The organism is Aeribacillus composti (genome assembly GCF_007827555.1).
Taxonomy (GTDB): Bacteria; Bacillota; Bacilli; order Bacillales; family Aeribacillaceae; genus Aeribacillus; species Aeribacillus composti.
Map to the genome: position 1 here is coordinate 1 of NZ_VISS01000029.1, position 20,232 is coordinate 20,232.

General features: G+C 38.2%; 17 protein-coding genes and 1 pseudogene. 4 read left to right on the forward strand and 14 right to left on the reverse strand.

Annotated features, from left to right (window positions below; all coding sequences use genetic code 11):
* Window positions 1-120: 120 nt before the first annotated feature.
* Both FB379_RS14160 and FB379_RS14165 read right to left on the reverse strand, forming a co-directional pair.
* Window positions 121-702 (reverse strand): cell wall hydrolase, encoded by a 582-nt coding sequence (locus tag FB379_RS14160; protein ID WP_063389409.1) that lies wholly within the window; start codon window positions 700-702, stop codon window positions 121-123.
* 304 nt (window positions 703-1,006) lie between these two features.
* Window positions 1,007-1,570 carry an FAD-dependent oxidoreductase gene (locus tag FB379_RS14165; protein WP_063389410.1) on the reverse strand — a complete coding sequence of 188 codons (564 nt, stop codon included), beginning with the start codon at window positions 1,568-1,570 and terminating at the stop codon, window positions 1,007-1,009.
* Between the two features lie 998 nt (window positions 1,571-2,568).
* Here FB379_RS14165 and FB379_RS14170 point away from each other — a divergent pair.
* On the forward strand, window positions 2,569-3,960 hold the full coding sequence (locus tag FB379_RS14170; protein WP_063389411.1) for a polysaccharide deacetylase family protein: 1,392 nt from the start codon (window positions 2,569-2,571) through the stop codon (window positions 3,958-3,960).
* Between the two features lie 704 nt (window positions 3,961-4,664).
* Here the strand turns inward: FB379_RS14170 and FB379_RS14175 are convergent.
* Window positions 4,665-5,081, reverse strand: a complete 417-nt coding sequence (locus FB379_RS14175; protein ID WP_158640205.1) for a universal stress protein — start codon at window positions 5,079-5,081, stop codon at window positions 4,665-4,667.
* Between the two features lie 170 nt (window positions 5,082-5,251).
* Here FB379_RS14175 and FB379_RS14180 point away from each other — a divergent pair, with 170 nt between their 5' ends.
* Window positions 5,252-5,809 carry a DUF420 domain-containing protein gene (locus tag FB379_RS14180; RefSeq protein ID WP_063389414.1) on the forward strand — a complete coding sequence of 186 codons (558 nt, stop codon included), beginning with the start codon at window positions 5,252-5,254 and terminating at the stop codon, window positions 5,807-5,809.
* Between the two features lie 59 nt (window positions 5,810-5,868).
* Here FB379_RS14180 and FB379_RS14185 read toward each other — a convergent pair whose 3' ends face one another.
* The 3 genes from FB379_RS14185 to dat all read right to left on the reverse strand — a co-directional run bounded on the left by FB379_RS14185 (window position 5,869) and on the right by dat (window position 8,648).
* The gene (locus FB379_RS14185) at window positions 5,869-6,693 is read right to left on the reverse strand and encodes an alpha/beta hydrolase (protein ID WP_277874809.1); all 825 of its coding nucleotides are present in this window, start codon (window positions 6,691-6,693) and stop codon (window positions 5,869-5,871) included.
* Window positions 6,694-6,803: 110 nt separating this feature from the next.
* Entirely contained in the window at window positions 6,804-7,730 is a 927-nt protein-coding gene (locus FB379_RS14190) for a dipeptidase (RefSeq protein WP_144598241.1), read from the reverse strand.
* Between the two features lie 78 nt (window positions 7,731-7,808).
* The gene (dat, locus tag FB379_RS14195) at window positions 7,809-8,648 is read right to left on the reverse strand and encodes a D-amino-acid transaminase (protein WP_144598242.1); all 840 of its coding nucleotides are present in this window, start codon (window positions 8,646-8,648) and stop codon (window positions 7,809-7,811) included.
* Window positions 8,649-8,795: 147 nt separating this feature from the next.
* On the opposite strand from dat, the gene FB379_RS14200 reads away from it, so the two are divergent.
* Window positions 8,796-9,212, forward strand: a complete 417-nt coding sequence (locus tag FB379_RS14200) for a DUF4395 domain-containing protein (protein ID WP_130156953.1) — start codon at window positions 8,796-8,798, stop codon at window positions 9,210-9,212.
* Between the two features lie 63 nt (window positions 9,213-9,275).
* On the opposite strand, the gene FB379_RS14205 is transcribed toward FB379_RS14200, so the two are convergent.
* The 4 genes from FB379_RS14205 to FB379_RS14220 are packed head-to-tail and all read right to left on the reverse strand — an operon-like array spanning window position 9,276 to window position 13,014.
* A complete protein-coding gene (locus FB379_RS14205) occupies window positions 9,276-9,782 on the reverse strand; it encodes an RNA polymerase sigma factor (protein ID WP_063389419.1) in 507 nt (168 codons plus the stop codon).
* Window positions 9,783-9,799: 17 nt separating this feature from the next.
* On the reverse strand, window positions 9,800-11,758 hold the full coding sequence (locus FB379_RS14210) for a DUF6449 domain-containing protein (RefSeq protein WP_144598243.1): 1,959 nt from the start codon (window positions 11,756-11,758) through the stop codon (window positions 9,800-9,802).
* Window positions 11,733-12,632: an ABC transporter ATP-binding protein gene (locus FB379_RS14215; protein WP_117017216.1), complete on the reverse strand. Its 900-nt coding sequence runs from the start codon at window positions 12,630-12,632 to the stop codon at window positions 11,733-11,735. The genes FB379_RS14210 and FB379_RS14215 overlap by 26 nt, the downstream gene beginning before the upstream one ends.
* A complete protein-coding gene (locus FB379_RS14220) occupies window positions 12,625-13,014 on the reverse strand; it encodes a GntR family transcriptional regulator (RefSeq protein WP_063389422.1) in 390 nt (129 codons plus the stop codon). The genes FB379_RS14215 and FB379_RS14220 overlap by 8 nt, the downstream gene beginning before the upstream one ends.
* An 844-nt stretch (window positions 13,015-13,858) precedes the next feature.
* Here FB379_RS14220 and FB379_RS18815 point away from each other — a divergent pair.
* Window positions 13,859-14,074, forward strand: a pseudogene (locus tag FB379_RS18815) (hypothetical protein); the annotation flags it as partial.
* Between the two features lie 458 nt (window positions 14,075-14,532).
* On the opposite strand, the gene FB379_RS14230 reads toward FB379_RS18815, so the two are convergent.
* From FB379_RS14230 to FB379_RS14245, 4 genes are all read right to left on the reverse strand, one after another.
* Window positions 14,533-16,311 carry an adenine deaminase C-terminal domain-containing protein gene (locus tag FB379_RS14230; protein ID WP_066251041.1) on the reverse strand — a complete coding sequence of 593 codons (1,779 nt, stop codon included), beginning with the start codon at window positions 16,309-16,311 and terminating at the stop codon, window positions 14,533-14,535.
* A 143-nt stretch (window positions 16,312-16,454) separates the two neighbouring features.
* Window positions 16,455-18,023, reverse strand: a complete 1,569-nt coding sequence (locus FB379_RS14235) for a long-chain-fatty-acid--CoA ligase (RefSeq protein ID WP_242009339.1) — start codon at window positions 18,021-18,023, stop codon at window positions 16,455-16,457.
* Window positions 18,024-18,058: 35 nt separating this feature from the next.
* Window positions 18,059-18,508, reverse strand: coding sequence for an acyl-CoA thioesterase (locus FB379_RS14240; protein ID WP_144598245.1), 450 nt, complete (start codon window positions 18,506-18,508; stop codon window positions 18,059-18,061).
* Window positions 18,509-18,541: 33 nt separating this feature from the next.
* Entirely contained in the window at window positions 18,542-20,125 is a 1,584-nt protein-coding gene (locus tag FB379_RS14245) for a benzoate-CoA ligase family protein (RefSeq protein WP_094245477.1), read from the reverse strand.
* Window positions 20,126-20,232: the final 107 nt, after the last annotated feature.

A 20,232-nucleotide genomic window follows, 5' to 3' on the forward strand; every position in this document is an offset into this window, starting at 1 on the left:
GCAGTGCCACCTTTCTTTAGGTTTTGTCTTTTTGGCACAAATTCACAAAAATTAATTAACAGAAAATTCTAACTATATTTATGCAATGCTAATGGAAGCTGCTGATAAGCAGCAGCTTCCTTATTTCGCAAAGACGTGATCGCCTATCACAATTGTTGTGTTTTTAGTTCGAACCCATTGGTCGTCCGTCTTTTTCGGATTATAAAAATATAGGGAGCCTTGACCTAAACCGTGGAATGCCAAAGCTTCATTTACTGCTCTTTTGGATTCCTCACTTGCAGGCTTGTTAATCTCTCCATTTGCTACAGGAGTAAATTGGCGATCTTGATAAATAACCTCTGTAATTGTATCAGGATATAAAGGGCTGTCTACGCGATTTAGTACAACAGTGGCAACCGCAACTTTTCCTTCGTATGGTTCTCCTTTTGCTTCTGCTTCTACTAATCTAGCCAATAAATCTTTTTCACTTGCTGAGATAGTTGGCGGAATAGTCAACTCTTCTCCAACATATAGTTCATCAGTTGTTTTATTGTTAACGGATTTTAGTTTTTGAACTGAAACCCCGTATTTTAGACCAATTTTCCAGAGTGTATCTCCTTCTTTCACCGAATAGGCAGCGCTTGCCTCACTTCCTTGTCCGGTGAAAACAATGGCAGCAAGAGCAATAAATGAGGAGAAGATGAATTTTTTTATTTTCTTCATAAATCCTACCTCCTTTTTTTCGCTCTCTATTACCCTAACATCTTCTAATCTAGAATTCATTAAAAAATCTTTTCATATTATTCATAAATATTCCAGCAAAGGTTCGGCGTTTACATATGTCTTTTGGAAACATTTTGCTGAATACACTGTACTTTGTTCTTTTAGAAACTCCCTGCACAAGAGATATTTTTCCATAACAATTTCCCATTGGTATAAAGTTTTACATATTTTGGACTTACACCTATATTCGAGTTTTAAATCATAAAAAAAGACAAGACAAATGAATGTCCTGTCTTTTTTGAAATTAATTTTTCAATATATCATGATCGACGTACCGTTCGCCATTCAGCTCGCTGATGACATTGATGGCCACTTTTGCACCGTCACCTGCGGTAATGATTGTATGTACACTTACGCCAGCAGCTGTACCTGCTGCCCAAATTCCGTCAATATTTGTTTTTCCATTTGAATCCACATCGAATATTGTTTTGATGCGAGGCTCTGTTCCGTCTTTTGTTTTTAATCCAATTTTCTCGGCTAAATCCGTCAATACTCCTGTCGCTAAAATGACATGCTTCGCTTCATACGAACCGCCATCGGTTTTGACGACGTGTCCATCCTGTTTTGTTTCAATTGTTTCCACTTGCTCGTTTTTTATTTCTGCTCCAAACTTTTCCGCCTGTTTTTTCCCAATATCGATTAAATCAGGACCTGTAATTTCTAAAACACCATAGTGGTTTTCGATCCATGCCCTTTTCGTCATTGATTTATCGTGATCTAAAACTAATGTTTTCTTTCCAGCCTTCGCCGTAAACAACGCAGCACTTGCCCCCGCAGGACCGGCACCAACAATAATCACATCGTACATCTTAACTCCTCCTTTGCAAAAAATGTTTATAATTTCATTGTAAGCGCAATCGAAAAAAAATGTAAAGAAACTTGCTTACCAATTCTGAAAATTAAAAAATTCATATATAATCTCCCTTCTCCAGCTGAACATAAAACCTTTTGTAGGCTGGAGTCCCGAAGTAAAAACCGCTTATCCCCAACTGATCTATTTTCAGAATACAGTAAAAAACGCTATTAAAATTCGCTATGCGGCTTCCGACACCCCAATGTGCAATGTTCCACAAAACTGCTACATAAGTCCGCCGGAGGAAGAAAAACATGAAAGTCAGTATATGACACTCCTTTGGCGATTGACATTACAAACGATACTTAGTCGTAATCCATATTATGCAAATTCAGGTGAATTTTCTCAGCAGACTGAACCATATATTAAAGAAAGAGCGTCTAAATATATTAGTTGGAAACTTCTAGAATGGAATAAATCATCATTTACTTAAAAAAAATAGGGAAGCTTTCGTTTAGCAACAAAAAATTTATTTATGAAATGAACATTACAACGGCTCTGCTAGCAGCAAATCGACCATTCAACATCTTGAATATTTGATAAATATTTTACGCATTCTCTCGGCTTCTTTATTCACCGCTAGATCGTCACGAAACAGGTTGAGATAAAGGTTTCGAACGACAACTAACATTTAAAATAGATCCATACCTCTTTACGAAGCTTTCAAAAAAGATTGGTGAAGCGCATATCCAAACCGAAGCAAGAATGAAATGACAAGAAGATAAAGAATCATCAAGTACATGAATCAAGCTCAAGAAAACGGACTGAAACAATATATTTATGATGATATTTCGAATTTCACAAGGATCGTAGAAATGGATGGATATAAAAGCCAATTTTAAAAAAATTTATTAAAAATGGAAAACGGCTTTGACATCTTTTCATCCTGATAGTACTCTATATTCGTTGACATTTTACATACGGCATTTATTTAAAGAAGGCAGTGAACATTAGTGAAATCGTTTGTATGGAAAATAAGCGGCATCGTTTTCATTTCGATCATTTTCATTTTTTTAATGTCTTTTTATTACAAAACATTAAGGGTACAGTCTGTCCCAGCAAATGGAAGCAAACAAATAGAAAAATCGCAATATGATGGAGTTGACTTAATTTCAGATATTGAGGATAAAAAAGAATTCCATTCCGCCATACACTATCCGAGATTTCAAAGCAGCAAACTGAATGCATCCATCCAGTCTTACGTCAAAGAAGAGAAAAGACGGTTTCACGAACAAATTCAATCCCAAAAATGGCGCTTGTTCAAAGATCCGTCGAATTTTTCTCTGACTTTTCGCCTCTATCCGGTCACAGACAGCGTCTATTCTTTTGTTTTTACTTCAGAAAGCCATTCAGATGGGGAAAAAGAAAGTAAAGACTTTAAAATCTTCATAGTCGATTTGGCAGCAGAACGTTTTATAAACAGCCAAGACATTCTTGAAATCGATGAAAAAACAAAAGAAAAGCTGCATGTTCAATTGACGGACCAGTTTCTTCAATCAAAAAAATATAAAAAAAGCTTTAGCAAAAAGAAGCTTAACAAGTGGCTCAATCACCCATATAACGATTTTTCCAATATTTATTTGACAAACAAATTCATTGTTTTCAAGTTTCATAGCAATGAAGTAACAGAAGGTGCTGAAAGTCCTGAAATTTCCATTCCTTTAACGAAAGGAAAAGAGTTATTGACAGAGGAGTGGCGGAAGCGATTATGGATGGAAGAAAACAAACCAAAAAAAGCAGAACCATTGCCGAAAAAACCTCCCATCCAAAAAGACGAGCCGATCAAAAGCAAAAAAATAGTTGCTCTAACATTTGATGACGGACCTCACCCAAAATATACAACAGAAATTTTGGATTTATTAAAATCGTATCATGCAAAAGCCACTTTTTTTGTGATTGGTCAAAGAGTTAATTTTTATCCTAATATTGTAAAAAGAATAGGTTCGGAAGGACATGAAATTTGCAACCACAGCTTTAGCCATAAAGATTTTACAACTATAAAAAAAGAGAAAATACTTGAAGAAATAAATATGACCGATCAAGAAATTTTCAAGGCATCGGGCTTAAAAGCGAATTGCGTCCGCCCTCCATATGGGGCTGTTAATCAAAAGGTCAGATCAGCTATTGAAAAGCCTATCATTCTATGGACTGTAGATACATTAGATTGGAAAACGGATGACCCAAAAAAAGTACTTAAAATCGTTCAAGCCAAGACAAAAAACGGTTCCATCATTTTAATGCACGATATTCATTCATCCACAGTAGAGGCATTGAAGCTAATCTTGCCATATTTAAAACAACAAGGTTATGAGTTTGTAACTGTATCAGAGATATCAAAAAAATGAAATCCTCGTCACATGCAGTTGGCGACCGAAATATTAAATGCATACAATGCCTATTCTTATAGTGTTGAATGCGATCCGCTTCCCAAATCTATGGAAACGTTCAACAGAAATTTTGAAAGCTGAAACGTTTGATGCCTATTTTAATGAAAAAAATGATCTGTCCTGCTAAAGAAGCTTTGCAGTGGAAATGTGTGAAAAGGAAAAGGGATTTTAAAGCGATTCCCATAAAAAGATGTTCCAGTATTTTAACGTTTGCACTCATTTTTGGCCATAAAAGCAGGGATCCAAAAAGGTCAGCATTTTGGGTCCCTTTCTTTTGTCAAGTTGTAACAGCTGGTGCCGATTGATGTACACAATAGAGCAATTGATTTGCTTTTCCTTGCAGAAAGTTGATTGCTTATAAACCAGACGTCGTTGCTCTACGTTTTTCATTTAATGCACAAATACGTTTATACTGCTGTTATTCATGGGCAGTGCATGCCGCAAACCGCCTTTCTTGCCACAACAATTGTAAAGTATTCCCAAAACAGCTTCTGCTGTAATTTAAGGCATATTGTTATTCTCTGCAGTGCCCATCCCCTCTTCATTTCATCCTATCCAGTAATGATCAAAAGCTTTGAACAATTTCTCCCTTTCACTTTATAGCAAACAAAAAAAGCCCATTTTAGCTCGTATGTAAACTAAAATGGACAAATTTCTTATTTTTATTTAATGATTAAGACTGGACAGTGAGCCTCTTGAGCTACTTTTCGGCTGACGCTTCCCAACAACGTTGCTTTAAGCGCGCCTTTTCCTGCACTCCCCATTACAATGATGGAATAGTCATGTTCTTTTGCATAATCCGTAATAATTGTTGCTGGCTCTCCTTGGAAAATATGTGTTTCATGCGGGACGTTGCTTTCAGTAAGGAATTCAATCGCTGGTTTTAAAATCGCTTCGTTCTCTTCATCAATTAATTTGGAAATATCAACAAAATAATACTGCTCTGTAAATCTTAAATTATTGATATGCAAAATCGTAATTTTTTCAGACCCAACTGTTTTGGCAAGTTTTACAGCATGCTCAAGCGCGCGTGTAGAATGGGCAGATCCATCCATAGGAACTAATATTTTTTTGTACATCCTCATCCCCTCCAAAAGAACTATTTTTTCTTTATTTCCATTTTATCAAAATTTTTCTAGAATTTAAGTAGAGATTTGTCAAAATTTCGATTTTCACCACTTTGTCACTTTTAAATCCATTTTAAAATGATAAAATATACAATGAGAAAATTTATGTTAGGAGGAAAAAAATGGACTCCATTCAAAACTATGAACAGCCTCACAACAAAAAAAATTACACCGGCATTGTTGTGACACTCTCAGTTATTATAAATGCCGTTATTTTACTGTTATTTTTCTCTCCACTCGGATATCGAGGCGAAGTCCATTTTGATTTGACGATTTTCCCAAGACTTAATGCGATTTTTAACAGCTTTACGTTCGTCTTTCTGCTCGCTGCTCTTTATGCAATTAAAAAGAAAAATATCAAAGTACACCGGAACTTTATCATCGCAGCGTTTACAACGACCACCTTATTTTGTATTTCTTATTTAACCTATCATTTTTTGCAATCTGAACCGACCCGTTATGGCGGTGAAGGATTTATGAAAACATTTTATTTATTTATTCTTACTTCCCATAGTATATTAGCAGCCGTCATTGTTCCGCTTGCATTGTTTGCCTTTTTCTGGGGAATGTCAAGACAGGTAGAAAAACACCGGAAAATTGTTCGCTGGGCGATGCCGATTTGGCTATACGTCTCATTTACTGGTGTTCTTGTATACATCTTGATTTCTCCTTATTATTAAAAAAAGAAGGTTGACCGAGCTGTCCGGTCAACCTTCTTTTTCGTTTAGAAACTCTTTCATTAAATAATCTTTTTTTTTCGATCATCGTTTAACTTTCTTTGCCGTTCAAGCCATTCTCCTGTTTGTTGAAACAATTCGGTTGAATGACAAATAGACGAAAATGTATGGTTTCCGCCGATAATGAGTGATTTTTCAACGCTGTTAGCCCTTTTTTTGAAGCTTTTTTCATACAGGCAAGCATAAGAAGGAGAAATGACTTCATCTTCTGTTCCGTGGGCAACGAATACGTCACCTGTAAACGATTTTGCCTCTTGTAAAGGAGTGTACTGTTCAAGCGAGTGGAAAAATGTTTTCGTTAAGGAATAGCCTTCATAATCAACATATTGGCTTGATTCTGCTTCTTCTAAGCCTTCCTTTCCAACTATGGCCGCTATATCTTCAAATGGCCGACCGACCGCTCCCCAAATCGCCAAATTCTTCACGCGGTCATCCCGTACAGCTGTGAGTGTCGCCACTGCTCCTCCTAAACTATGGCCAAGCAAATATAATTCATGTTTGTCGATGAAAGGAAGCTTTTCAACAAAATCGATAACATGAATCGTTTGTTCAATAAAGCGGTCGAGGCCATAAGTTCCGTAAATACCGCTGCTTTCGCCGCAGCCTTCGTAATCAAACCGCAAAACTGCAAATCCGAGCGAAGCAAAATGGTTGGCTGCTTTGACGAACAATCGGTTGACACCTATTCGGCTTCCTATAAAACCGTGACAAATAACAACAACCGGAAATTTTTCGTTTTTAGCTGGAGCGTTCGGTATATGCAATGTGGCAGCTAACGATGCCTGTTGGCTCGGAATATAGTACATTTTTTCCATAAAATTAACCACCTTTAATCGTTCGTTTTTTTTATTATAATGTTTATAATTCCGATAAGTCAAGTATGTTTTTGGGGATTTAAACCCAAAAAAAAAGCAATCTTAACAGTTTGCTTTTGCACCTATTTCGGTAAATGATTGAGAAAATTTTGATACGCAAATCCTTTCACTTCGTCCTCATTATAATATTTCAGCAGTTCATTGATCAAGTTTTGTGTTTTTGCCGCATCTTCCAATCCTATTACTTTTTGCTCAATTCCGTCAAAATCAGAGCCAAGTCCGATTTGTTTCACTCCACCTAGCATGCAAAAATGGTCGATATGTTTGATTACATCTTTGATTGCTGCCTGATCATTAGTTGTTAAAAATTGGGGCGCGTACACGATGTGAATGGTACCGCCTTTTTGAAACATTGCCCTTGCCTGTTCATCGGTTAAATTGCGCTGATGATCACATAAGGCGCGGGCGTTTGAATGGGTCGCAATCGGATAATCCGCAAGCTCGATTACATCCCAAAACGCACGCTCGCATAAATGGGAGACATCAGTGAAAACGCGATGCTCATTGTTTGCTTTTATGATTTCCTTGCCAAATGCTGTTACACCAGCGCCTCGATCTTCAAGTGCTCCATCAGCTGCCAGATTGGCATAATTCCATGTCAATCCAACCGATCGAACTCCCAGCTGATAAAGAAGTCGAAGTTTGTAGAGATCTCCGCCAATCGCATCAACACCTTCGAGAGTCAGCATCGCCCCAATTTCATGTTCCTCAAGCTTATAAAAATCAGACCAATCCTTTATTTGTTTCATTTCCGGATTGTTTCCAAGCACTTCTGTAAAAAACAGATCGATTTGTTCAAGCGCCGCTTGGAATTTGTATTCAGTTTTTATTTTTTGATCGATAAAAACGGCAAAGCATTGAACCTTAATTTTACCTTTGATCAATCTTTGTTTATTCGTATCCAAATACGAGGCGTTAGCAAACTTCAGCTTTCCTTTAGCATTCGCCAGCTTCATCAGCGCATCACAATGAAGATCAATAATATTCATGTTTTCCCCCTGTTTTTTATGATAAAAAAAAGCCTGGCAGGAAAGATTTCTTGCAGGCTTTTACATTCAATAGGCTCGTTATTCGTTTGCGATTTTTTCTTGGAATTTTTGATAAAGTGTTGTCGCGATCTCACCCGGTTTTCCCGTGCCAATTTTTTGCCCGTCTACGGTCACGATTGGTAAAATTTCAGAAGTTGTGCTCGTAATGAAGACTTCATCGCTTTCAAGTACATCCTCTTTCGTAAACTTTTCTTCTACTAATGTTAAACCTTCTGTTTCAATGATCGATTTTACCGCCATTCTTGTAATTCCTGACAATATATGCTTTGATAGCGGCGTCGTATAAATTGTTCCGTTTTTGACGATGAATACGTTGGAGCTCGACCCTTCCGTCACATATTCATCACGGACTAAAATCGCTTCATAGCTTCCTTTTTCATGGGCGGTTTGTTTAGCTAAAATATTCGGCAATAAGTTAAGCGATTTAATATAGCAATTGGCCCACCGCTCATCGTCATGGAATATAGCAGAAACGCCGTCCTCCCGCAAATGATGGGGCAATTGCTTTGCAGGTCTTACGGTCATCGTTGTTGAAACAGAAACATCTGGAAACAAATGATTTCGAACGGCCACTCCGCGCGTAATTTGCAAATAGACGTCGCAATCTGTTAATCCTGATTTTTCAATTGCTTCTTTTATCAGCTGTTCATATTGCTCCAATGTTTGATCGAGTTTTAATTTAATCGCTTCAGCACTTGTCTGTAACCGCTCTAAATGCTCGCGCAGCATAAACGGCTTTTTGTTATAAACGCGGATCACCTCATACACTCCGTCGCCAAACTGGTGTCCTCTTTCATCAATCGGGATCACCGGTTCATTGAGGTCAACAAAGCGACCATTTACATAACCGATTGACATTTTCATATCCCCCTAATTTCCATAATATCTACCAACCATTGTAACATAATTATATGAATGGAGGCTTGATCAAAATCAAAAAAGATGCAATGCCTGCACATTTATGATATAAATATCATAAAACATATATGGAAAGGTGGGATTTCCATGGACGGCATCCCTCGTCCTCTAGTTAGAACGAATCAATGGACAATTGTTTTGTCTGTTTTGATCACTTGGATCACACACGAGCCGCTTTTTCTTCTTATTCCGCTTATTGCTGGCTTGATTGGACTCATTTTTGGTGTCAATCCGATTATGGCGGCCGCTAAAACGTTTTTACGAAAACCACATTCGTCCTATCATTTAGAAGACAGATCTGATCAGCAATTCAATCAAATCATTGCCTGCACATGCTTGCTGCTAGCTTTTATCGGATTTTCTTTTCATATTGATGTTTTAGGATATATTTTTTCGATTTTAGTTTTTTCAGCGGCTTTCATTGCGATTTTAGGATTTTGCATCGGCTGCTTTATCCGGTTCCAATGGAAGCAGTATCAATATCGAAAAGCGAAAAATTCATAAGCTTCTCCCCTGATTTTAAAAATCTGGGAAAAGACGTAAAAAAGGGGCAAGAGCACCCGAACTTTACATCGCATCTTTCAACGACACTTTCAGCGTGCGTCTTGCCCTGTGAAGCCTAGTTTTAACTGTTCCTTTCGAAAGCTTTAGCTGTTGAGCTAATTCCTGTTCTTTTAAATCATAATACAATTTCAATTCTAAAATTTCGCGGTATTTCGGTTTTAGTTTCCGAATTTCTTGAGAAATGGTCTCTTTCAGCCATTCATATTCTGCTGTTTGTTCCACATTGCCCCCTTGACTGATAGATAATTCATCAAGGGGGCACGGCGTTTTCTGTTCCTTCCGAAGAAAATCTATCGCAGTTCTCGCTGCTACTGTACCGAGCCAACCAGAGATTTTTTCCATATCCTCAATTTGTTCAGCCTTTTGATAAAATTTCAAAAATGTTTCCTGCAATACATCTTCTGCCAAATGTACATCTTTCGTTATGGAAAAAGCAATCCGGTACACTTTTTTATAAAACATACAATAGATGTCTTGAAAGCTCTCTTGAGCGGATATTATATCATCCATAATTCTCCAATCCTTTTTTATTTTTTTGCCTGTTTCTTGATCGATTCAGCTATTTCTGGATGAGCAAAGCTGCCAACCTCATAATTTCCATTTTTATAAACAATGAACATAATATTTTTTCCTGAAGTCGATTCTGTTTCATCTTGCAAGCATTGCTCAATCAACTGTTTATCTACAATTTTGACCGTTTGCGGATCTTGTTCAATTTCTTTCAGCATATTTTTATAATCCAAATCGTGATTGATGTTATTCTCCGTTATGAGTACATATTGGACATCATCAGCTGTCACTCTTGCGTTTTTAACCGTTCCGTTATTCTTCATCCACTCATCGAACTCTTTAAAGCTTTTTTTCCATGGAATGAATAATTGCTTATTATTTTTTAGAATGATTTCAATTTCTCCCCAGTCTTTTCTTTCATCGGTCATATCTTCATATGTAAGATTCGTGATGTCATTTTTTAATGCTTTTAATGCTTTTGCTAGTTGATCAGAATTATTGGCAATATCCACTTTTTCAACATAGTAGTTTGGATAGTTAGAATGAAATACTATTTGTTCAACATCTTGATCGTTTACGTCTAGAACTTCATAGGTTGCTTTTTTATATTCCTTCGATTCATAAATCTCCTTCAAATATCGTTCGAACGATTTCCGATCAACTTCATATTGGCGGATCGATTTGCTTCCATTTTTTAAATAATAGACGATAAACAACGGTTCAGGTTCGGAAACATCTTTGGATCTATTTTCGGCAACGATTTCTGTATGCAGCTTTTGAATTGCTTCGATTATTTTCGGTTCCTTGTAAATGAATCTATTAGTCATCTTGTCATCGAAGTACCAAAAGTTGCTGAAAAATACCGACTGTATTTCTGCAACTCTCGGAACCTTTTTCTCATATCCTCCCGCACCAGAACCGGTCAAAATGAATACGAGTATCACTGCAATAAAATAAATAAACAATCCTTTTAATTTAGGCTTGATTCGCCACGTCTGCTGCAAGATCATTTCAGCTATAAAGTAACCGATAAGTGCACCTACTACATATCCAGTACAAATCCATAATAAGCTTCCTCTATAGTCAATAATGCCAAAATACATTCCGCCGAGAAGCATCGTACAAAAAGTGGCGCCATATTTAAAAACCGGTTTAAGCTTCCAGTAAATAACAGCTTGTGACACATATTCGACTGGCCGCCGTGTATACAGAAGCAAGGAAATACAGCAAAACAAGGCTGCTAGCAATAAATAAACGGCGATTTCCCACCAAGAGAAAGGCTGGAATTCGAGGGAAATCAGCCTCGTAAGCGGTGAAAAAAATTCGATCCAAAGATTATTATTCAAATAATAGCCGCTCGGAAATCCAAACAAAATGTATTGCAAATTGTACACTATAAGTTGATAAACCCCGAAAGGAAACAATAAAATAATCAATGTCAATATGGCTTGAATCGTGCTAATTCCTGTCAGCATGGCAGAGAAGGTGCCGATAGAAAACAATAATAGCGTATATGCTAAATAAGTACAAAACCATCTAACAAGGTTCAAATCACGAAAATAGCTCGACAAATCAAACACCTGTATAAAAACGGCCAATATTAGAGAAGTAATCATGACAGGTACGATTAAAAACACAACACCCGTCAGCCAATGATGCCAAAAAAGCATTTTCCGATTAATCGGAAGACTATGAAGAAAATCGCTGGATTGCTTTACATGCAGGAACCGAAACAAAAAAATGGACATAAGCACAGGTATCACGATTAACATGAATAATTGAAGTTCTTGTGCAATGGAAAACAAACTTTCATATATGTTCTCTTCATTATAATTCTCTCTCCCGGAAAACAACACCGCAATTTCCATCGGTACTGATAGAATTAGACCGATCAAAAACGCTAGTCCTACCCACCCGACAGAACGGAAATTTTGAATTAACAGCTCTTTTTTAAATAAGGATGTTTTCGATTGCATATCCTTTTTCCCCCATTTCATAAATAAAAATTTCCTCCAATGTAAGCGGGAGCAAATCGAATAAAAGAGGCTTAAAGCTTTTTATATAGCTGGAAAATTCATCAGCATTTCCTTTTACAATGAATAAATGCACGCTGCCTCTTTGTTCCTGATAGACAATTTGAAGCTGCTGCAGCATTTCCGAAGGAACGCTTCCTTGAAAGGCAATTTGCACTTTGTGTATATTCGACTTTAGGTCATCCAAATTCCGTTTTATTAGCAGTTCACCTTTATGCAAAATGCCGATATGGTCGCTTATATCCTCTACTTCCTGCAAGTTGTGGGAAGAGACGATCACAGTCATTTCTCTCGCTGCCACATCTTGGATGATTATATTTTTCATTTTTTTCCTCATGACCGGATCTAAACCGTCAAACGGCTCGTCTAAAATGAGCAGTTCAGGCATTGCGGAAAAAGCGAGCCAAAATGCCACTTGACGCTGAACTCCTTTTGACAGGCGATAAATTTTTTGCTTAAGATCTAGATCAAATACATCCTGCAATGTTTGAAATCGTTCTCTGCTGAAGGATGGATATATGTTTTCATAAAAATTCGCCATCTGTTTGATCGTATAATGAGGGAAAAAATAAGGAATATCTGTAAGGAATATGAATCTTTGCTTAATGTCTTCATTTTCAAATACAGGTTTTTTATCAATTAAAATGTCTCCCCTATCTTGTTTATACAAACCTGCGATCAGCTTCAACAACGTCGTTTTTCCAGCGCCGTTTGAACCTAGAAGCCCGAAGATGGATCCTTTTTCAATTTGTAAATCGATGTTAGATAACACAGTCGCATTTTGAAATGATTTATATACCTTTTTGACTTCAATCATCTCTTTTTCCCCCTTGATGATCTTTGATAATTTCCTCCATGATCTGCAGGAGCTCATCAGATTGCATCCCTAAAAATAATGCTTGTTGTGCTAATTTTTGCAAATTTTCTTTAACCATTTTCAGCTCTTCCTGATTAGATGCCTCAATCTTCTCCGAAACAAAATTTCCTTTTCCCTGAATCGAGTAAATATATCCGATCCTCTCCAGCTCACGGTAAGCTTTTTGAATTGTATTTGGATTCACCGTCAATTGCTGCGCAAGCACTCTGACGGAGGGAAGTTGTTCTCCCCCTTTCAGCACTCCGCTTACAATCATCTCTTTTATTTGATCGACAAGCTGTTCATAGATCGGTTTTCGGCTTCGAAAATCTATATCAAGCATTTTCCCGCAGCCCCCACATCTGTATTAACTGTATTATAATTCTTAATACAGATAAATCATACTTTATTATGAAAAAAATGACAATACTTTCTGGAAAAATTTTTTTGCGTCAAAAAAGCACAGCTTTTTACGCTGTGAAAGACTGTTGTCCTTTTTCAAAGTTTGATTTATATGATTGTGCTATTTAAAACAGTGAGTACATCTCTTCTAAACTATTTTCTGTCTGTTTGTAACTGGCAGATGTTCAAAACTTTTATTTGTTCGCCAACCAATGGACAGACGATGAGAAGCACCGCCATCAACCGAAAAATTGGATTATAGTTTTCAAGCTTTTCCCAGGAAATTTTTGCTTTTGAAACGAACTGTAAGATAATGATGAACTGAGTTTTCCGCATCTGCTATTTTTTAAACGATTCTTCCTGCCGATTTTCAAATGTTGGAACAAACGATAAGTACATCTTTTCCAAACTGTACCGACATTCCCAGAATGTTTCTTGTCCATTTTCGTCCATCCAGCCTGCTTCCCGATTGATTAAAGTGCACCAGAAAAGGAGTTTACTATATAAAAAAACAAATAGTAGGAGATTCAGCATGTATTTATCCTTGTTGCTCTCAAATGAGGCTTCAACAATGTGAAACCCGAAAAAAACATATTAAGATTAGTAGCACAGACCACGACCAATGTCTGCGCTGCTATTTTTTTAGTAGAAGTGGAGAAAAGGTCGTGACAGCCTAAAGAACGATAGGTTCGCATTGAAATAACTGGCCTACTTCACGGATCTTATAAGATCAGGTTTAATATGTTGAATCCATGAGATCGTGGATAAGAAAAGGGAATCGTTAACGCCAACGACGCATTGGAAACAATCATTTTGTAGAATATTACGACAAATTAAAACCGCAACCTTATAACAAATGTCATAAAGTTGCGTCCATCGCTTTTGTGAATAAGTTATTGAAGTGTCTCTTCCATCTTAATACACACATTTTAACGTACAATTACGAAATCGCATCAGCAACTTCGCAATTGTTCAGGAAAAATATAACATATTTGATCTAGTGAAAAAAACAAAAATCGTTAGATCTATTAGGCATGCGTAAATTTATTTAGGAGGAAGGGGTACCACTGCCTCCTAAATAAATCCACTGAAACAAATAGTTACGAAAAATTCTTGACTAATTGTAAGAAGGGGCTCTCCGTTGAGTTCCTAAAATGAAGGATTTTGGAGAAATACTGCTGTGAAGGACAAAAATAATCGAATAAAATTTGTAAATGGCCTTCATAGAGGCAATGAGGTCCAACAAGAAGCGATTGTATATGCTGAATGTCTGTCATAAAACTTTTGAAGAACCGAATATAAGAAAAGTCCTTCATAAGACTTCTGAAGGATATAAACAAGATTGGAAAAATGGCCTGTCCGATAAGTTCCTAAAATGAAGGGGCTTCAAAAAGTCAGTTAACTCTGACTTTTTGGGCTGCCCCCCTGGAGGAAACGGCTCAGCTCTCTTTTTCTAGTTTTACTTCGCGATTTGATCTTTTATTGGTTCCGCTTTAAGCAGCATTTCATTTTTCTTAACATCATACAAACCAAATGGAATAAGACGAAGACCGGGCAAGAAATCACAAGTTAAAAACAATAGCGTATATAAAATGTCATGGAATGGGAATCCTCTTTGCTGCACGGCTGCTAACAGCTCATCATGATATCGAACAGCTTGATCAAATGATGAATCGTCCGTCATCATGCCGGTAAATGGAAGAGGTATTTCAACCACAATGTCCTCGCCATCAACAATGACGATTCCTCCTCCTAGTTCATGCACTCTTTTAGCCGCCTGGGCCATCGCTTTTGGATTTCTTCCGATCACAAGCAATTCTGTTGTAGTATTGTAAGTTGACGCCATCCCATCTAGATGAACGGCAAATCGTTCTAATATCGCTTTCGACACCCACTTTCCGTTCCGGTCAATTAACGATGCATACAATAAGCCTTCTTCACCGGAAATATCTGCGAATCCCTCTGCTTCTGGAAGCTTAACATCTTTTCGCTGCGTAATGACATTGCTTTTAAAATAAGCGACCGGAACAGTTTGTTCAGTACTTGAATATGGGTAACGGTACAAGTTTAAATCGTCCAAAAGTTGCTTCGAAAACGCAAATGGCTCCCGGACAACATATTGATTCCAATTTAGTTTTGGTGTCGACACAAGCAAATTTCCTTGCTCGGCTACGACTTCACCTCTTGAAATGACGATATCCGGCCGAAAATATTTCAAATCTGGAAGAAGTAAAATGTCTGCCAATTTTCCTGGAGCAATCCCGCCGATATAATCATCTAATCGCAAATAAACGGCTGCATTGATCGTAGCCATTTGCAACGCGTTTATGACCGGCACTCCTAATTCTACAGCTCTTCTGATCAATCCATCGACAAAGCCTTCTTTTTCGATAAACCCAGGGTGCGGACCGTCGGTTGTCATCGTAATTCGATGTGTACTGACTTTCCCTTCTGTAATCATTTTTATAACTTCAGGGAAATCAGGGCGAAGCGAGCTGTTGCGTAAAGTCGTCCACATTCCCAACCGCAGCCTGTCCAGCGCCTCTTTTGCCGTTATTGCTTCATGACAAGCGCTGACTCCGCTCGCAGCAATGGAAATCAATTTTTCATATGAACAGCCCGCTGTATGACCGTCCACGACTTTCCCTTTCTGTTTTGCCACTTCAATTGTATCAAGCAAAAAGGAATCAGCCTGATACAAAAGCGGCCATCTTGTGACCTCCGCTGTTCCGACAACTTCTTCTAATTCTAAAAGCTCTTGGACATCCTTTTGATTAAACCATTCCCTTTCTCCTTTGAAATTCGCTTGCGAGACAAGCCGGACAAGCCAAAGAAAATTGCCCGGAAGGTCTTTCAAGTCTTTGACCATTTTTTTAAATCCAGCAGCTCCCATATGCAAATAAAAAAACAAATTGTCATTTACCGTTGTCGTTGTTCCAAGGGGAAGAACTTTCCTAGTCATACTAACAGGATTGTAGATGACCCACGGATGTGCATGCGGTTCAATAAAACCTGGTGAAACATACATCCCTTCTGCATCAATAATTTTTGTATGTTCATCGGAAAGGACATCCCGTTCGCCGACATATGCAATGGAGTCTTGATAAACAGCGACATTTTGCTTCAACAATTCTCCTGAATAGACGTTGATCACCGTACCATTTTTGATAATTAAATCTGCGGGCCTCCGTCCTTGAGCCACTTCAATTAATTCCGATCTTGACGCTTTTTGTCTCAACAGTTTCACTCCTACTCTTTTAAAAAATGTTATGAAGAAGCCGTAGGTCATCAATCGGATGTCAAATTTTTCAGAAGGTTGATTAACTTTATGATGAAGGAAGATCAAACATGTGTCTACCGTTTGATCTTCCTTGCATGAAATTATCGCAATTCTGTTTGCAAATCTTCTTTTAATTTTTGCTGAAGTTCTACTTTTTTAATTTTTCCGCTCGGCGTCATTGGCAGCTCATCGACAAAAACAACTTTATCCGGTATTTTGTAGTCAGCAATTTTTCCTTTTAAATAATTTTTCATCGATTCTTCCGTTTCCAAAGCTCCGTCTTTTAATTTTACCGCCGCACATGAAATCTCTCCTAAAACAGTGTCAGGCAGCCCGATAATGGCTACTTCTACTACATTCGGATGTTTATAAAGAATTTCTTCAACTTCTCGAGGATAAATGTTGTAGCCGCCGCGGATGATCATTTCCTTCTTCCGTCCAACGATGCGGACATAACCTTGTTCATCAAGCGTCACTAAGTCACCTGTATAAAGCCAGCCATCTTGATCAATGGCTTCTTTCGTTTTTTCAGGCATGTTAAAGTAGCCTTTCATGACATTTAACCCGCGCACAGCAAGTTCGCCAATTTCTCCAGTCGGTACAGTTTGGCGATTCACATCAACAACTTTAATTTCAACTCCTGGAATCGTTCTGCCAACCGTTTCTGAACGAATGATGTCACTGTCTGTAAAGCTTGTAATTGTCACAACTGGAGATGTTTCCGTTTGACCATAGGAAATAGTTATATTGCATCCCATCTCATTTCTAATTTTTTTCACGACTTCGACAGGGCATGGTGCTGCCGCAATAATACCTGTTCTTAACGAAGATAAGTCATAGGATTTGAATTGAGGGTGATTTAATTCCAATATAAACATTGTCGGAACTCCATGGTGTATCGTAATCTTTTCTTGTTCAATCATTTTTAATACAGCTTCCGCTTTAAATTGCTCCATAAACACCATTTTGGCACAGGCAGTCACAGCTGCCAGTATGCTTGGAACCATGCCAAACACGTGAAAGACAGGAACGACCACTAAAAATACGTCATTTTCGTCGCATTGAAGCGCCTCCACTGTACATGCGGCATTATGGACAAAATTTAAATGCGTGAGCATGGCACCTTTCGGAAGTCCTGTTGTTCCTGAAGTATATAAAATGGAAAACACATCTTCCTTCGGATCGATGGACACTTCCGGCGGCAGCTTCGACTGTCCTATTTTCAGCAAATCTTCAAAGGAATGGTGACCATCTTCTTGAAACCGCACCGTAAACACCATTTCTAAAGCGTTTTCATTACTTTCCATTAAAGATTTTACCGTATGGAAATGGCCATGCTCTTCTACCACAAAAATTGCTTTTGCACCAGAATTGGCCACTATATAAGACAATTCTTCAACACGATATCGCGTATTGCATGGAACTAATATGGCGCCTATTTTTGCAATTGCAAAATATATGGCAAGAAACTCATGCCAGTTCGGCAGGCATGCAATGATGCGGTCTCCTTTCCCTATACCGAGCTGGTGGAAAGCGGAGGCGATGGAATCGGACATTTGTTTGATATCTTTGTAAGTTAAACGTTTATAGCCATCGTAAATGAATTCTTTATCAGGATAGCGCTTATATGCTTTTTCAAACACATCATGAATGGATACGTTAAGATCCACGCTACTCACCTCCATTACATTTTTTCAATGTTCATTTATGCGCTGAGCCATGGATTGATCTGAGCCTGTTCACCAAACCCGTCTTCTTGAAGCAATTTTTTCACCTCTTCAGGTATGGGCACTGCAAATTTTTTTCCGTTTTCTTCTTTCACCCACCCCCTGAGCTCATATCCGTGCCCGGTTCTTGTATCTTCACGATATACTTCATGCTTCAGTTTTATTGTTTTCCGGTTCACTTCCACTACTTCTGTTTTAATAGTGATAATGTCGTCATAATATAACGGCTGCTCAAACGTACAGCGGACATCAAGCAGCGGAAGAATGATGCTGTATTCTTTGATGAGTTTAGCCGGAGCAAGGCCGATACTTCTAAAAAATTGATGCCCTGCAATATCAAACCATTTAAAATAATTCGGATAGTATACAATGCCGGCTGCATCCGTATCTCCAAAGTTCACCCTGAGCTGAAATTCGTTTCTTTTCAAATGTACGTACTCCTTTCAATGCTATGTCTTAAACTATTGAGCTGAATTCGATTTTAATAATTCCCGAAGTTTAAAACGCTGAATTTTTCCTGTTGCTGTTTTCGGAAGTTCGTCAATAAATTCTATAATTCGTGGGTATTTGTAGTGGGCCAGCTGCTGCTTCACGAAGTTTTTTAATTCATCTTCCATTTCTTTGGAGGGCGTTCTATCTTTTAAAACAACATATGCTTTTGGAATGACAAGATTATTTTCATTTTGCACGCTGACAACTGCAGCTTCCAGTACATTTTCATGTTGAAGAAGGCAATTTTCGACTTCTACAGGCGATACCCAAATCCCGCCAACCTTCAGCATATCGTCGGAGCGCCCGCAATACCAAAAATATCCTTCTTCGTCTTTATAATATTTGTCACCTGTATGAAGCCATTCTCCGACAAATTTTTTCTTGTTTTGCTCATGAAGGTTCCAATATCCATGTGCGATGCTGTCTCCGCGAATCAACAAATCTCCCATTTCATTTGGAGGCAATTCCCTGCCCATTTCGTCGACAATTTTTGCTTCATAACCAGGAACGACTTTTCCAGAGCTTCCTGCCTTTACATCTCCAATCCGATTGGATAAAAATATGTGGAGAGCCTCTGTTGAACCAATTCCGTCTAAAATATCGACATTGTACATTTCTTTCCATTTGCGGTAAAATGCTTTCGGAAGCGCTTCTCCAGCTGATACACAAACTCTGAGCGAGCTCAAATCGAATTGTTTTCCCGTTCGCGACACATAATCAATCATCGCTCCATATAAAGTCGGAACCCCAAAGAAAATGGTCGGTTTGTACGTTTCAATCGCCTGAAACATTGCTTCCGGAGTTGCGCGTTCTTTCACTAATACAGTTGAAGCTCCTGCTCCTAAAGGAAAGTACATTCCTCCGCCAAGGCCATAGGCGAAAAACAGTTTAGATGCGGACAAGCATCGGTCTTCTTCACTTATATGCAATATTTTTTTCGCATATGTGCTGAAAGCATATTCCATATCATGCTGCAAATGGATGACGCCCTTTGGATTACCGGTGCTTCCGGAGCTGAACAGCCAAAAGGCCTGATCGTCCTTGTTCGTCATGGCTGCATCAAGCTTTTTGCTTGCCCTATTCATCAGTTGGAGGAAATTTAAATGTGTGCCTGATTGTTCGCTTTCACTGTCCGGAATGATAATGATATCCTTCAAAAAGCAAAACCGTTCTTTGTAAACTTCAATCTTTTCCCAAATATCTTCATGGATGATTAAGCCCTTTGCCCGGCTGTTGTTTAAAAAATATTCATAATCGGATGGCTTCATCATGGTGTTGACCGGAATGGGGACAGCACCAATTTTTATGGCGCCAAAAAATGAATAAATAAATTCGGGTGTATCGTGGCAAACCATTAAAAGGCGGTCTTCCAATTTATAACCGAGCTCACGGAGCATGTTGCCTGTCTGATTGACTTTCTCCTGCAATTCATTATAGTGTATGCGCTCATCGCGATAACAAATGGCTATTTTATCGCCCAAACCTTTCTCTACACTTTCATCAATGAACCGCACTGCCGCATTGTAAAGCAAACCTAATCCGCGGAGATCCATTTTTTCACCATCCTATATATCAATTTTTTGAATAGATGAAGCGGCATTGAAGCCGCCTGAAGAAGATATATATTCAGGAGGCTTCACAATATATATGAAAAGCTAAC

Coding starts and splice junctions, on each gene's coding strand:
- FB379_RS14160 (WP_063389409.1), bottom strand. CDS start 702: ATGAAGAAAATAAAAAAATTCATCTTCTCCTCATTTATTGCTCTTGCT.
- FB379_RS14165 (WP_063389410.1), bottom strand. CDS start 1,570: ATGTACGATGTGATTATTGTTGGTGCCGGTCCTGCGGGGGCAAGTGCT.
- FB379_RS14175 (WP_158640205.1), bottom strand. CDS start 5,081: ATGTACAAAAAAATATTAGTTCCTATGGATGGATCTGCCCATTCTACA.
- FB379_RS14180 (WP_063389414.1), top strand. CDS start 5,252: ATGGACTCCATTCAAAACTATGAACAGCCTCACAACAAAAAAAATTAC.
- FB379_RS14190 (WP_144598241.1), bottom strand. CDS start 7,730: ATGAATATTATTGATCTTCATTGTGATGCGCTGATGAAGCTGGCGAAT.
- dat (WP_144598242.1), bottom strand. CDS start 8,648: ATGTCAATCGGTTATGTAAATGGTCGCTTTGTTGACCTCAATGAACCG.
- FB379_RS14200 (WP_130156953.1), top strand. CDS start 8,796: ATGGACGGCATCCCTCGTCCTCTAGTTAGAACGAATCAATGGACAATT.
- FB379_RS14205 (WP_063389419.1), bottom strand. CDS start 9,782: ATGGATGATATAATATCCGCTCAAGAGAGCTTTCAAGACATCTATTGT.
- FB379_RS14210 (WP_144598243.1), bottom strand. CDS start 11,758: ATGCAATCGAAAACATCCTTATTTAAAAAAGAGCTGTTAATTCAAAAT.
- FB379_RS14215 (WP_117017216.1), bottom strand. CDS start 12,632: ATGATTGAAGTCAAAAAGGTATATAAATCATTTCAAAATGCGACTGTG.
- FB379_RS14220 (WP_063389422.1), bottom strand. CDS start 13,014: ATGCTTGATATAGATTTTCGAAGCCGAAAACCGATCTATGAACAGCTT.
- FB379_RS14245 (WP_094245477.1), bottom strand. CDS start 20,125: ATGGATCTCCGCGGATTAGGTTTGCTTTACAATGCGGCAGTGCGGTTC.